Origin of the sequence: Methylobacter sp. (assembly GCF_030680395.1) — a bacterium.
GTDB lineage: Bacteria > Pseudomonadota > Gammaproteobacteria > Methylococcales > Methylomonadaceae > Methylobacter_A.
The window spans coordinates 1-15,035 of sequence record NZ_JAUXVR010000025.1; the positions used below are offsets into that span (position 1 = coordinate 1).

General features: G+C 49.6%; 10 protein-coding genes. 3 read left to right on the top strand and 7 right to left on the bottom strand.

Translation table 11 applies throughout. The features are described from left to right. The first annotated feature begins 487 nt into the window (after positions 1–487). The 3 genes from Q8L79_RS09575 to Q8L79_RS09585 are packed head-to-tail and all read left to right on the top strand — an operon-like array spanning position 488 to position 3,342. Positions 488–1,297 (top strand): OBAP family protein, encoded by an 810-nt coding sequence (locus Q8L79_RS09575; protein ID WP_305270421.1) that lies wholly within the window; start codon positions 488–490, stop codon positions 1,295–1,297. A gap of 49 nt (positions 1,298–1,346) precedes the next feature. Then, on the top strand, positions 1,347–1,763 hold the full coding sequence (locus Q8L79_RS09580; protein WP_305270423.1) for a DUF2892 domain-containing protein: 417 nt from the start codon (positions 1,347–1,349) through the stop codon (positions 1,761–1,763). Positions 1,764–1,782: 19 nt separating this feature from the next. Continuing rightward, a complete protein-coding gene (locus tag Q8L79_RS09585) occupies positions 1,783–3,342 on the top strand; it encodes a cytochrome B6 (RefSeq protein WP_305270425.1) in 1,560 nt (519 codons plus the stop codon). Positions 3,343–3,796: 454 nt separating this feature from the next. On the opposite strand, the gene Q8L79_RS09590 is transcribed toward Q8L79_RS09585, so the two are convergent. The 7 genes from Q8L79_RS09590 to acs form a co-directional block, all read right to left on the bottom strand. Continuing rightward, positions 3,797–4,330: an SRPBCC family protein gene (locus Q8L79_RS09590; RefSeq protein WP_305270427.1), complete on the bottom strand. Its 534-nt coding sequence runs from the start codon at positions 4,328–4,330 to the stop codon at positions 3,797–3,799. An 832-nt stretch (positions 4,331–5,162) separates the two neighbouring features. Then, on the bottom strand, positions 5,163–5,642 hold the full coding sequence (locus Q8L79_RS09595; protein WP_305270429.1) for a hypothetical protein: 480 nt from the start codon (positions 5,640–5,642) through the stop codon (positions 5,163–5,165). A gap of 22 nt (positions 5,643–5,664) precedes the next feature. Further along, on the bottom strand, positions 5,665–6,342 hold the full coding sequence (locus Q8L79_RS09600; RefSeq protein ID WP_305270431.1) for an NrdJb: 678 nt from the start codon (positions 6,340–6,342) through the stop codon (positions 5,665–5,667). 113 nt (positions 6,343–6,455) lie between these two features. Further along, positions 6,456–7,571, bottom strand: coding sequence for a fatty acid desaturase (locus tag Q8L79_RS09605; RefSeq protein ID WP_305270433.1), 1,116 nt, complete (start codon positions 7,569–7,571; stop codon positions 6,456–6,458). Positions 7,572–7,665: 94 nt separating this feature from the next. Then, positions 7,666–10,947: an LAGLIDADG family homing endonuclease gene (locus Q8L79_RS09610; RefSeq protein WP_305270435.1), complete on the bottom strand. Its 3,282-nt coding sequence runs from the start codon at positions 10,945–10,947 to the stop codon at positions 7,666–7,668. 167 nt (positions 10,948–11,114) lie between these two features. Beyond that, entirely contained in the window at positions 11,115–12,869 is a 1,755-nt protein-coding gene (locus Q8L79_RS09615; protein ID WP_305270437.1) for an ABC transporter ATP-binding protein, read from the bottom strand. Positions 12,870–13,004: 135 nt separating this feature from the next. Further along, positions 13,005–14,945, bottom strand: coding sequence for an acetate--CoA ligase (gene acs / locus Q8L79_RS09620; RefSeq protein ID WP_305270438.1), 1,941 nt, complete (start codon positions 14,943–14,945; stop codon positions 13,005–13,007). Positions 14,946–15,035: the final 90 nt, after the last annotated feature.

A 15,035-nucleotide genomic window follows, 5' to 3' on the forward strand; every position in this document is an offset into this window, starting at 1 on the left:
GCCAGTATCCAGAGCCAGGGATGGTAACTTTCCGATACCGCTGTGGCCTGATTTAGGCTTGATGCCAAGCCATAGTCTCACATCCATGTGACTGGATTCCGGCATCCCTGCCAGAATGACGAGCTTTTTGGCGCTAGCTGAAGCATCTTGCTAATCAGGAAACTTGTTGGTTTCTCTTCAGTTATTTTCATTACATCGGCTACCCGGCAATTGCCTCGTTCCCGCGCGCTGCGTGGGAACGAGGCAGGAGCAAAGAAAAATTCCTAAAAATTTGTCCGCATTGTAAGTCAACACATCTTTCAGAACGCCGCCCGTGTTTTCCGGCATGTTCATCTTCTACATCCTACTTGTTGATTTTAACGAAAAATTTAACTTTCTGTGTGCTCTAACGTACATACTTTGGCTGGTTATCCGTCTAAAGTCATTTCAAAATTTAACAGTTCATCCCAAGCTTGATTTTTGGTCATCCTGTCTTTAGGAGAATGTGATGAATCATCAACCTGATCCCATTGAATACCTCCTGAATCTTGTTTCATGCTTTAGCCTTAGCCTGATATTTTTAGGCATGTTGACATCCTGCGATTCAAGTGTCGAATCTTCGCTTCAGCCGCAAGGCCAGGAAAAAACCGCCAAAACCCAGATGCTTGAGGTCGGAGCAGCCATGTTACAAGGTAACTCTCCGCTGAAATCCCTGGATATTTACCTGGATGGTTTTCATGCCAGTAAAGAAGACCCGAACCATCAAATGGAGGCACATCATTTTTGTCATCAAGTGAACGAAGACTTTGCTCAATGTGCGCTGTTCGACGGCAATACCCGGCAGGCAAACCTGATCGGTATTGAATACATTATCTCGGAAGCATTATTCGAGCCTTTGCCCGAGCAAGAGAAAAAATACTGGCATCCGCATAATTACGAGATTCTGTCCGGCCTTCTTATTGCGCCGGGCATACCGGGAATGGCGGAAAAGGAACTAATGAAGGGCAAAATGAACAGCTACGGTAAAACTTGGCATGTCTGGAGTTCAGAGCCGTTTGGAAAAACCGGCGACAAAATACCCTTGGGCGAACCCAGTCTGGAATGGTCATTTAACCACGACGGCGAGGCCTTGCCCGGTTTGGTCGAGCAACGAGATCAGCGGCTGAATATTAGGACCAGCGAGCTGCGCCATAAGCGTACTGAATTAAATTCTTTGGCCAAGCCCCAGATGGGCGTCGATGCATTGAAAGGGAAATTCCCAAGGCCTACCACATCGCTTCCCGGAGTTGCGGATAAAAATGCTGAGCGTTTGAAATAGCTATATCGCAACTATCTAGTGCCATAGCTAATAGAAGAGGAGAACAATTATGCCACTACCGCCACTATCTCATGAAACGGACCGGGTCCGGCTACATACCTCTCCCGAAATTAACAAGCGCATTGATGCTGATATCGATTGGACAATACAGCACTATACCGGTGCAAGCCCGGAAGAGATAACGCAACGTATTGATGAGCTGGACAGGGAATGGGATATCGAGCGGGCGTTGGAAACTAATGCGTCAACCGTGGCTTTACTGAGCCTTGTGTTGTCGAGACTGCACAGCCGCAAGTGGATGTGGTTATCCACCGGCGTCGCGGCCTTCTTGTTGCAGCATGCTTTGCAGGGCTGGTGCCCGCCAATCTCGGTATTCCGCAGGCTCGGGATACGGACACAGGGCGAAATTGACCGCGAAAAATATAGCCTAAAGGTTCTGCGCGGCGATTTCGAAAAGTTAGCTTAACCATATTAAGGAGATGACCATGACCGGTAACCGATTGACTAAGCTATCCGCTTATTTTAAGCGGATAGTCGTGTCCGGAATGCTTCTAGGCAGTTGCACAGTCGCGTTTGCCCAGACACCGGCCGACAGTTCTAAACGCGCTAGCGATGCCGTCGCCGATGCGCAAACGCCGAAAACGGTTCGTAGCGACAGGCCCGAGCAAAAGAAGACCGACCATGATCGTTCAGACCTCTTCACTGCGCCCAAAGCCTTGTCCTCATCGCCGGTTTTGAAGGACCAGCCGAAGGAGGGCAAGGTATCGGGCTTCGATTTCTTTCGAGACCCCTTGGGCGCGGATCAGCCTTATCAAAAACCCGAAGACAGCATGAAAAAAGAGATTGCCGGTAAAGCTCAGGCCATGGATGCGCAAAAAAAATTGTTGGAGCAGCGCTATAACCTGACGGTCAAGACCGACCCGGAGTCCAAAATGTCCCGAGGCAAGCCACTGGCAGTAGGTCCCACGGCCCGATTGGCCTCCGGAATGACCTGGGAGAAACTTGCCGAGACCGGCCCGGAACAAATAAAGAATCAGGGAATATTCCCTTATCCTTCGCTGCCTCACCCGTTGCATGCGAACGGCGGGCAAGTCTTCCCCAAAATGCAGATCGACATGTTCCCGCGGCTCGAACGTTTTGACGTGGATTTTGACCTACCCGAAGCCTTCCTGCCGGAGTTCCCACCGGCGATATTCCTGAACAACCGGCCCGAGCTGGGCGACGTGTCGCGCGGCGAGGTTGTCTCCATAAACAACTACTACCGGTTGTTCAAGGACATCCTGACGCCCGTGCAACTCGACGGCCTCAGGATGCTTGTAACACCGTTCCCGCAAGAGGAGTTCAATCCGACCGATGACCGCAAGACCCGCGAACCGAGCCTCGGGGTCACTTGTCTTGATTGCCATGTTAACGGCCATACCACCGGACAGTTCCACTTGAGCCCCGACATTCGGCCTCAGGAACGACGCTTCCGGCTCGATACCACCAGTCTTAGAGGCATGTTCAACCAGCAGATTCACGGTTCCAAGCGCAGTCTTCGCTCCGTTGAAGACTTCACCGAGTTTGAGCAACGCACCGCCTATTTTAACGGCGATCCGATTCATGCGATGAAGAAAGGCATGAACATCCTGGACCGCATCCCGGTCAGTCACATGGCGCAATTGCAGAATATGCTCGACTTTCCTCCGGCGCCCAAGCTCGATCCGTCCACCGGCAGGCTCGATCCCGCCAAAGCGACCGAAAGTGAGGCACGCGGCGAAAAAGTCTTCTTCGGTAAAGGGCAATGCTCGAACTGTCACGTTCCGCCGACTTATCTTGATCATCAAATGCATGATCTCCATCTTGAGCGCTTCCTGAAAGACGAGCCGGGCGATGGGCCGATCAAGACCTTCACTTTGCGGGGAATCAAGGATTCGCCGCCTTATTTACATGACGGCCGTGCGCTGACGCTGGAGGATACAGTCGAGTTCTTCAATATCGTTCTGCAACTCAAGCTGAATCCTCAGGAGAAACAAGACCTCGTGGCGTTTATGCGCCAGTTGTAATTGAAGAGCTGGAATCTGTGAGATGGATTGTTTCGTTTCTACGCTTCGATATCACCGCTTAACAATGACATTGTAGGAGCGGGCCGCGCCCGCGACATTAATACCTCGTTCCCACGCGCTACGTGGGAACGAGAGAATCGTCGCGTGGGAGCGAAGAAAATTTGCCGGTGGTACGAGTTTAATCCCGTATGCCGCGCCGAGTACCGGAGCTTTCGGCGGGAGTAGGCGTAGGCCGGAATAAGACCATCCAAGCGCGTAGCGCGAGGTGGCGTTTCCGGCGAATTTGGGTGGTGTTTGCCGGAAACGCCGGTTTTCGCTGCCGCTCGAACCGGCTTATTCCGGTCTACGGGACTGTCTATCTGCGTTGTGTGACTGTGGTAAATTGCTACGCGAATCCTACGAAGCACAAACCCAAACTCACCCACACTTACTTTCCCCACAATTCAAACAAGTCTTACATATTTTCTTCCACCACAGATTTCAATGACGCCAAACCCTCTTCGAACTGGCCGCCGACCATCTTTTCGCAATTCATGATTAACCCTATGGCTTTAGCCATGAAGTTATTTTTTCCGTACATAGTCCATGTCACGGTGGTCTGATCGTCTTCGGAATTGAAGGTGAACTCCGCAGTATTAGTGGCCGCGAAAGGCTTCAGGAATTCAAGTTTGAAGCGAATAAAATCGTCCGTCCGGCTCTCGATGATTGTCATGCTTCCTTGGCCTACCTTGTTGTTGCCGACCCATCTCATCATAGCGCCGGTTCCCGATGTCGGCCCCTCGAAAGAGTTTTTGGCTTCGGGATCGAGTTTTGCCCACGGCGACCATGCCTCCCATTTCTGCAAATCGTTCACTTGGGCAAAAACGGCTGACGCAGGCGCTGATATTGTGCCCGTTCGGGTAACGCGGAAATCAGATGGCTGTATCGCTGCAACGATAAAAAAGAGGGTGACGGCGATTGCGACTAAGATGAGGATTGTATTGAGCATGGAATGATCTCCTGCAATTAGGTATAAAAAACAAAACTATAGATTAACCAAGGATTGTAAATCAATCATTTTGAGGCGTGTCATATCGAATGGCATGAGCCAGCCAAGTCCGGTTCTATTGCCAAGCAGACTTGTTCCGTTCGCCCTGAGTCTTTCGAAGGACATAGCCTCGGTTGAGCGTCCCCTTCCCGGCAGTGCCGATAGATCCGTTTCTTGCTTACAGGGCATCGGTTTCAGTTGGATGTCGAGCGGCCGTAGACAATTTAAGTAACGCGAGCCATGCTTCCGGGCTATTTAACGCTTTAAATCGTTTTACTTTTGGCATATCAAAAGCTTTAAATTCTTTTTTCTTTTGGGTTCGAGGTTGAATTATCACCATCTACCGGTATCACCTTTGCTCCTGGATCGAGCAGTCAAAGTCAAAAATAAAAGAGCACGGCCCTTTTTGTTGTCTCGTTCCCACGTAGCGCGACTGCCCTTAAGTTTACCTCGTTCCCACGCGCTGCGTGGGAATGCAGTATCGGCGCGCTGCGCCGCGAGTCACGACCAGCGTCTTGCGTATACAGGACGCAGCGCGTCCAGCACCGGATTCCCACGCAGCGCGTGGGAACGAGAGAATCGTCGCGAGGGAGCGAAGAAAATTTGCCGGTGGTACGAGTTTAATCCCGTATGCCGCGCCGAGTACCGGAGCTTTCGGCGGGAATAGGCGTAGGCCGGAATAAGGCCATCCAAGCGCGTAGCGCGAGGTGGCGTTTCCGGCGAATTTGGGGGGTGTTTGCCGGAAACACCAATTCTCGCTGCCGCTCGAACCGGCTTATTCCGGCCTACGGGGCTAGCGGGCTTCCCAAACACTACCAGCAAATCCTTCTCTTGCATAAATTTTCAAAGGCATTTCTGACTTATAGCAACGACCATCTAAATCACCATATTCAACTCTAATTTCTATTTGAGCTCCATGCTCCATCCAACTCTCATTATTATCTCTGGTAGTTATTGCTCCGAAGCATGTCGAAAGTTCTTCTCCATTACGTAAAATTGGAATTATTGCGGCTTCTTGAAAGCAATCATGAATCATTTTCTGCCGTATTGGTTGTGCAGTTGGTTTTATTAATCTTGAAATATCGTTTTCTGCTGCGATAAGGCGCACGTTAGTGGCTGGTCGATTACCTGTGTTAGAAACCACTAAGTTTAATGTTGTTGAAATGTTTCCAGAACCATGGTCACTAACAAATGCCGTCACAATAGGTCTGTTAGATTGCAGCCATGAACGTCTAGAAAAATAAAGCGACGCTAATGAAATCGCAAGAGCCATAAATGGCACCGCAGTTAGAAAACTACCCACACTTACTCTCCCCACAATTCAAACAAGTCATGCACCCATCCATCAACACCATCGCCTTGGTGCTGCATTTGTTGCAGAGCACGGCTTTTTCGGGAAACGCCTGTCCCTCCTCGGACTCGCCATGCTGCGCCTCAAACTCCTTACGCTTTTCATCAAGAAAATTCTTTTGGTGATCGGTCATTTTTTCAGGCTTGATCATGCCGATGTGTTTCAAATGCGATTCGATCGCGTAGCCGATTTCGGCGACCAGCGACGGCATGAATACGCCGCCTTTTTTGAAGTAGCCGCCGTGCGGGTCGAATACCGCTTTCATCTCTTCGACTAAAAAGCAGGCGTCGCCGCCTTTGCGGAACACCGCCGAGATTAGCCGGGTCAGCGCCAATACCCACTGGAAATGCTCCATATTTTTGGAATTGATGAAGATTTCGTAAGGCCTGCGCTCTTCATGGGGGGTTCCGGGGTTCAGGATCATGTCGTTGATGGTGATGTACAGCGCATGCTCCGACTGCGGGGTTTTGATTTTGTAGGTGGAGCCGAGCAGCACTTCCGGGCGCGTGAGGTTTTCGTTCATGCTTTCCAGCGTTGGCTGTTCTTCCTGCTTGACCGGTTCGATGTCGTCTTTGGTCAGGACTTTGTAGCTGATGATTTTTTTTGTGATTCTATGTGTCATGTCTGTAGTCTCGATCATTGCTGTAATAGTGGCCTTCTTTCAAGGCGTTAAACAAGTTTGCGGCGCTGTGAACTCGCCATCGTATTCAACTTTCTTAGGTTGAGGTTTGTGCATCAACCTATGCTAAGCCCGCTTTTTGAGGGCGGCCTTGATAATTCCAGATCATTGATAACAGGCTTGGGGTTGTAAAAAACACTGATCACTTTTAGCCAGGCAGACAACATGCCGAGCGTATTATGGGAATAGCCGTTGAAGTCGCAATACTCTTTAACCAGTTTGCTTAACTCCGGTAGTTTCGTGTAACACACCCCGACGAACAGATGATGATCGATTTGATAGTCCAATCCCGACATAAGGAATTTGCCGTACCAGTTCGTGCGGATATTGATAGTGGTGGCTGTTTGTTTTAAAAAGAAATCGGCTGAACTCTGATGGTTGGCGGCAAACACGGCTTCAGGAACCAAATGCGAGGCTCCGAGAGTAAAGAACAATGCATAGGATAAAAGCATGTTTCTCAATAGGTAAAACAGCAGCACATCGGAAATTTCAAACCAGAGACCGGGTAAACCTATCCATAGAAAAAGATGGATAAAGTGGCAGCCCAAATCAAGACCATATCGTATATTGGTTTTATCGTTTTTCATCTTGCCCAGCAGGTAGGCGAATCCCTGGCGCTGTATGTCGAACGCAAGAAAGCCAATCGCGATGGGGAAAATAATGCCTTGAAGGTAGCGGTAATAAAATCCGTGCAATCCCGGCGTAGTTTCTTTTTCGCCTTTGATTACCGAAAATATGGGTGCAAAATCAAAGTCATTATCCATGCCAACGATGTTAGGATTTTTATGATGAACAATATTATGTTTATATTGCCAATAATTAAGTGAAAAACCCAATATGACGACATTGCCCAAATAAGCTAAAAAATCATCCAGTCGCTTGCTGTTGGTGCTTGCATAGTGTGCTGAGTTATGTGTGTGCGTACCGATGCCTAACAAACCGACCAGCAATAAAACGGTGGCTAAAATAGTCAGCAAAAAATGGGTGGATAATATAAATAAAACTATCCCGGCGGCGGTGCAAATTAAATGCAAACACAGGTGTGACAGAACAATTTTTGTATCTTTTTTATAAAGTCCGCGTGCTTTTATTTCTTTTTTTAACGCGGATATACTGCTTAGATAGTGTTTGTCCGGTATGGTTGTGTTGTTGCTTTGTGTAATTGTGTCCATCTTGTTCGGTTGGTGGTAGGTGATTGAGGACGGAGTAGATTAATTGTCCGAGTGGGTAGGTTGGGGTTCCTGTCGTCACCCCAACCCGGGGGTGTTAAAACTTTCCGTAATAGCCTTCTTTCAAGGCATCGAACAGGTTAGCTGCGCTGTGGATTTCGCCGTCGTACTCCACGTCTTCGTTGCCTTTAAATTCCACGACGTGGCCGTCTTCGAGTGTGAATTGGTAGGTGGTGTTTTCCAGGTCGGATTCCTTAACCAATACGCCCTGAAACACTTCGGGATTAAAACGGAACGTGGTGCAGCCTTTCAGGCCTTTGTCGTAGGCGTACTCGTAAATAGACTTGAAGTCTTCATAAGGATAATCGGTCGGCACGTTGGCGGTTTTCGAGATCGACGAATCGATCCACTTTTGCGCGGCCGCCTGAATATCGACATGCTGTTTAGGGGTCACGTCATCCGCCGCTATGAAATAATCCGGCAATTTCCGTTCAGGATCATCGCTGTAAGGCAAGGCATCGGCATTGATCATTTCGCGGTAGGCCAGCAGTTCAAAAGAAAACACGTCTATTTTTTCTTTGGATTTTTTACCGGCGCGAATCACGTTACGCGAGTAATGATGCGCAAAGCTCGGTTCTATGCCGTTGCTGGCGTTGTTGGCCAGTGACAGCGAAATAGTGCCGGTCGGTGCGATAGAGCTGTGGTGGGTAAAGCGGGCGCCGGTTTCAATCAGCTCGGCGACCAGTTCGGGTTCTTCCTGGGCCAGTTGCTGCATATAGCGGCTGTATTTGGTATGCAACAGCTTTCCGGGCACACGGTCGCCGACTTTATAATCATCGGCAATCATTTCCGGGCGTTTATGCAGCATCTCGCCGGTGACGGTAAACATCTGCTCCATAATAGGAGCCGAGCCTTTTTCTTTGGCGAGCGCAAGTCCGGCTTTCCAGCCTTCCACGGCCAGTACCTTGGTCACTTCTTCGGTAAATTGCAGCGATTGCGCGTCGCCGTATCTCATGCCCATCATGGTGACGGTTGAACCCAGCCCCAGATAACCCATGCCGTGGCGACGCTTGGTCAGAATTTCTTCGCGTTGCTGCGCCAGCGGCAGGCCGTTGATTTCAACGACGTTGTCGAGCATGCGGGTGAAAATCTTGATGGTTTTGCGGTAATTGTCCCAATCGAAATGCGCGTCGCTGGTGAACGGTTTTTTAACGAAGCGGGTCAGGTTGATTGAGCCTAACAGGCAGCTGCCATAAGGCGGCAGCGGTTGTTCGCCGCAATTGTGCGCATGCAAGCCATTCGCATCGAAGGTGTTGATGCCGGGAACCTGTATATCGAATACATCTTCGCAGCCGTCAGGCGTGATCGATTCAATTGTAGCGACAAAGCGTTCCCGATTTAATGAGCGACGATAATTTTTTAACGCGGCTTCAAGTTGGGCTGCTTTGCTGCTATCGGTAAAGTTTATTAATTCTTGATAAACGGCAAGATTATCGCCGCTGATAACAAGTTCATGCTGGGGAGATATTTGATAATCGGCGACACCGCCTTTACCGTCAGGCAATTTGGTTATGCCTGCCTGACGACGGTTGCGGTAGAGGGTAGAGCTGATACCCAAGCGAAGTAACATGCGCTGTACGGCTTCCAGGCGGGGAAGATCCGATTGAGCCAGACGAACGCTGACGCCTTTGCTTTGGCTGCCTTGGACGGAGCCGTCTGCGTCAAAAAATCCCTGTAAAAATCCCTTGTAAAAATCGCTGGATGCGGTTTCGATTTGTGCGCTGATACATTTATTTCCGGGAGCCATGCCAAGTTCTTCAGCCAACGTTTTCAGCTCGGCAAAACTGAGCCTGTATTCGTTTCTTCCGGCTATTTCAGACCAGCCTTTAAAGTCACTACGGGTATTAAATTCTGCTGCGGCGATCATGACTTTATTCATAATCGCATCAATACCTGCGTTCAAGTTATTGATGTCGCTGTTGATGACTTGCGCAGTTTTCCATACGGACAACACAGCTTTATCTTTTTTTAGGGTGCCGTCCCCGACTAATAAGCCGATTAGATAGCCTTGGTTCTCGCTGTATTTTCCCTGCCAGTGATTATGTTTACGATGGTTATTCAGTAACACCTGGTCACCGGCATGAAGCTGACCGGCCGCACACCATTCAGTTTCAACATTAAAACGATTCAGACGGGTTATTTTGCGCACCCGGTGATCGTCTGTCAGACGCAGGCTAAAACCTTCTTTGGTTCTTAATCTAACGACTTCTTTGGTTGCGGTTTTGAAGAAGCCGTCAGCGCCGGATCGGTGCAATTGACCATCAACCAATACGTTTATTTGTTGGCCCAGAATGGCGCTAACCTGTCTTGGTCCTTGTTCTGTTTGAACCCAGGTGTCGCCTGTTACACATGGATTGGTCGCACGAATCTTCTCGCAAAACCAGTTGTTGTTCATCTCGTTAACCTTGTCGATCAGGATGAATCCGGGTTCGGCATAGTCGTAAGTCGAACTCATGATGATGTCCCACAAACGGCGCGCGGGCATGGTTTTGCTTACTTTGCAGGCGACCATGCCGTCTTCGTTAAGGATATAACCGTCTATATAAGGCAGGTCGCGCCAGATGATGAGTTTGTCGTCGGTCAAGTCCAGGTTATCGAGTTTGACTTCTTTTTCGGTGACCGGAAATGACAGCGACCAGGACTGGTCGTTTTTTACCGCTTCAACGAACTCGGTCGTAATCAGCAGCGACAGATTAAATTGACGCAGTCGTCCGTCTTCGCGTTTGGCGCGGATAAATTCGACGACATCGGGATGGCCGATATCGAAAGTCGCCATTTGCGCGCCGCGTCTGCCGCCTGCGGACGATACCGTAAAACACATTTTGTCATAGATGTCCATGAACGACAGCGGACCGGAGGTATAAGCGCCTGCGCCGGAGACATAAGCGTTTTTAGGGCGCAAGGTCGAGAATTCGTAACCGATACCGCACCCGGCTTTTAGGGTCAATCCGGCTTCATGCACCTTGCCCAGAATATCGTCCATGGAGTCGGCGATGGTGCCGGATACGGTGCAGTTAATCGTCGACGTGGCAGGTTTGTGTTCCAGCGCACCGGCATTGGATGTAATGCGTCCGGCTGGAATAGCACCCTGACGCAACGCCCACAGAAAATCTTTGTAGCATTGCTCCTGTTTGGTTTTGCCTTTTTCCACTCCGGAAATCGCTTTGGCAACCCGTTGGTAGGTCTCGTCAATGGAACCGTCAATAGCTTCGCCATCTTTGGTTTTTAGACGATACTTCGTGTCCCAGATATCCATTGACGCTTCTTGAAAAGGTATTTCGGTCACGGTGTTTGGGATGATATGTAGCTTTGCCGACATTAAGAGATCTCTCCTGGTTGTGTGTGGATAGGTAAAGTTAAAGACCAGTCTTAATCGGCTGGTGATCGATATGTAGTGTTTGTTTGGCTAGAAAGGGACAATATATAGTAGTTTGACAGGAAAATAAAATAAAACCAGAATAAATTGCCCGCGTATAAAACAGTTACCTACTCAACCAGAAAATCACCGCTTTGATGCTGCCACATGGCGTAATATTTGCCTTGTTTAGCAAGCAATTGCTGATGAGTGCCTTGTTCTATGATTTTGCCTTTTTCCAGCACGATAATGCGATCCATCGTTAAAATGGTAGAAAGGCGATGGGCAATAACCAGCGTCGTTTTATGTTTAATCAACTCGAAAATAGCGGTTTGGATCTGTTTTTCGGTCAGTGAATCCAGCGCGCTGGTGGCTTCATCCAGCACCACAATCGGCGCATCTTCCAGAAAGGCGCGGGCAATGGCGATGCGTTGTCTTTCGCCGCCGGAAAGCTTGACGCCGCGCTCGCCGACCAGGGTGTCGAATTGGTCGGGTAACTCCTTGATAAATTCAAGGCAGTGGGATTTTTCGGCGACATCAACAAGCCGCGCTTCTGAAATATCTTCGCCCAGCGTGATATTGTCCCTTATCGAGCGATGAAACAGATCCGGCTGTTGCGGCACCATGGATATTTGTTGCCGCAATGAGTTCAAGGTAAAGGCTTTTGAGTCCAAGCCGTCAAAGCTGATGCTGCCTGTTTGCGGGTCGAGAAAGCGGAATAACAATTTGGTTAACGACGATTTTCCGGAGCCGGATTGACCGACCAGCGCGACTTTTTCACCGGCTTTGATGTGCAGGGAGAAGTGCTCAAACAGTTGGGTTTGACCTGAGTTTTCTTCATTATAGGTAAAGCAGAGGTTGTTAAAGTCGATGGCGCCGCGAGTAATGGTCAGCGGTCGGGCATTGGCGGCATCGACCTCAATATCATCCTGCCTGAACACGTCGGCCATTTCGGAGGCATCGGCAAGGGCAGAGAAAAAGTTCCTGAAATTGCGTCCAAATTCCCATAAGCGCTGGATCAGCATGATCATGATCGACTGAAACAAAACAAACTCGCCGACCTGAAAATTGCCGGTTTTCCACTTTTGGATCATCAAATAAACCAACAGCAATTCAATGCCGAAGGTCATCAAGCCTTGCACGGCAAAGGAAAAAAACATTAATATCCAGGCGATTTTTTTCTTCCGGTACACAAAATCCGATGCCTGATTGATGCGCGCCTGTTCGACGGCTTCCATGGCAAAGCTTTTGACGATAAAGATATTGCTGACCGCATCCGAATAAACGCCGCCGACTGTTGAGTCAGCCTGGGCTACGGCTTTATCAAAACGCAGTTTCCATATCGAGTAGGCAATATTCCAGGTGACGAAGAGCATGACCCATATTAGAAAATAACCGGCGAATTCGGGCTGCTGCCGGTAGAAGATGGCAAATGCAATGCCTATCGCTACAATGTTCATAAAAAACTGGAACAGAAACCAGTCCATAATAATTTCAAAAGAACGCGAGAAGCGGTTGGCTTGCTTGATTAAGCTGCCGGAAAAACTGTTTTCGAAAAAAACGTATTTTTGTTTTTTAAGTACCTCGAAACAGCGCTTTTCCAGCAGATTAACGCCGCCGCCATCGAGCGGAACAATAGCGATTTCAAGCAACCGCCATGACAGCCAGATGCCCGCATAGATAATTCCGACCTGTTTCAGATTGTCCAGCAACAATGCCAGTGTGGCGTCCGAATAGGGTGCGGCCAATCCGTTGGCAATGTTTTTATAGTAAACCGGGGCTAATAAATCCAAGGTTACGGCAGAGGCCACAGCGAATAAAGCCAATAGGAAAAACCATTTTTTCTGCCAAATTACTCGGCTGTATTCTTTAAAGATAATATCCATTAGTCGTTTTTTGTAAGCGGAATACCCGATTATTGATTAGCTGGTGTTATGTAATGATTAAGGGACACCACGAAAACACGAAGTTTGTTTTCTTCGTGTCTTCGTGGTGTTTTTATGTGGTTTGAGTAGCAGCCGTTATTTATTAGCCCGATGCGCAATAATATCGTCAACTACGGCAGGATCGGCCAAAGTGGAGGTGTCGCCCAGGCTGCTGATTTCGTTGGAGGCCACTTTACGCAAAATACGGCGCATGATTTTACCGGAACGGGTTTTGGGCAAGCCCGGCGCCCATTGAATAATATCCGGGTGGGCAATGGGGCCGATTTCTTTCCTGACCAGTTCGATCAGTTCTTGCCGCAGTTGTTCGGAAGGTTCAATGCCGACATTCAAGGTCACATAAGCGTAGATGCCTTGTCCCTTGATGTCATGAGGATAGCCGACCACCGCCGCTTCGGCGACATGTTCGTGCAGCACCAGGGCGCTTTCGATTTCCGCGGTGCCCATGCGATGGCCGGAGACATTGATCACATCGTCAACCCGTCCGGTAATCCAGAAATAGCCGTCCAGATCGCGGCGCGCGCCGTCGCCGGTAAAATAATAGCCGGGGTAGTTTTTAAAATAGGTGTCGATAAAACGTTGATGATCGCCATAAACGGTGCGCGCTTGTCCCGGCCAGGACCGGCCGATGACCAAAATGCCCTCGGCTGCGCCTTCTCTGATTTGTCCTGAGTTGTCCATGATTTCCGGTTTAATGCCGAAGAAGGGCAGGGTGGCGGAACCCGGTTTTAAAGCTATTGCACCGGGCAGCGGCGTGATCAGGATGCCGCCGGTTTCGGTTTGCCACCAGGTATCCATGACCGGGCAGCGGCTGTCGCCGACCACATGGTAGTACCATTCCCAGGCTTCCGGGTTAATCGGTTCGCCGACACTGCCGAGAATTCTTAAACTGCGGCGCGAGCTGCTGCGGGTGACAAATTCATCGCCTTGCGCCATCAGCGCGCGGATCGCGGTCGGCGCGGTGTAGAAGATATTAACCTGATGTTTGTCGATGACCTGCCAAAAACGGCCGGCATCGGGATAAGTCGGCACGCCTTCAAATATCAAAGTGGTCGCGCCGTTGCATAACGGGCCGTAGATCATGTAGGAATGGCCGGTTACCCAGCCTATATCGGCGGTACACCAGTAAATGTCGCCGTCGTGGTAGTCGAACACATATTTGTGGGTCATGGCCGTGTACAGCAAATAACCGCCGGTCGTGTGCAAGACTCCTTTAGGTTTGCCGGTGGACCCTGAGGTGTACAGGATAAACAACGGGTCTTCGGCATCCATGTCTTCGGCGGGACAATCGGAGGAAGCGGCAGCCATCGCTTCGTGATACCAGACATCGCGCTGTTCGTGCCAGTCGACAGGATTGCCGGTGTTTTTTATGACGATGACTTTTTCAAGGCCGGGACAGGCCGCAGCGGCTTCATCGGCGTTGACTTTAATAGGTACGGTTTTTCCGCCGCGATGACCTTCATCGGCGCAGACCAGAAACCGGCAATCGGCATCCTGAATCCGGTCTTTTAACGCTTCGGCGGAAAAACCGCCAAACACAATCGAATGCACCGCGCCGATGCGCGTACAGGCCAGCATCACTGCTGCCGCTTCGCTGATCATCGGCAGGTAGATGCAAACGCGATCGCCTTTTTTGACGCCATGTGTTTTTAAGACATTGGCAAACTTGCAGATTTGCTCGTGCAATTGCCGGTAAGTGATTTTTTTGTCCTGCGCCGGATTGTCGCCTTCCCAGATAATGGCGACTTGATCGCCGCGCGTTGCAAGATGACGATCCACGCAATTGACGCTGACGTTGAGTTTGCCGCCCTCAAACCAGCGGATACGGCCGGTCTTGAAATCGCAGTCGGTGACTTTATCCCAAGGCTTGCTCCAGTCCAGAAACAGTTCCGCCTGTTCAGCCCAGAAAGCTTCCGGTTCGGCGATGGAACGCTGATACAGGGCTTTATATGACTCAGCGGTAATGTGCGCTTTAGCTGCTATTTCCGGCTTTATGTCATAAGTTTTGATGTCTGACATGGTGTAGTCCTTGGGTTCGGTTGAAAGTTTATTATCTTGCGTGGAATGGAAATTATCGCAAATTTTAAAGTTGATGCAGTATACACAAAA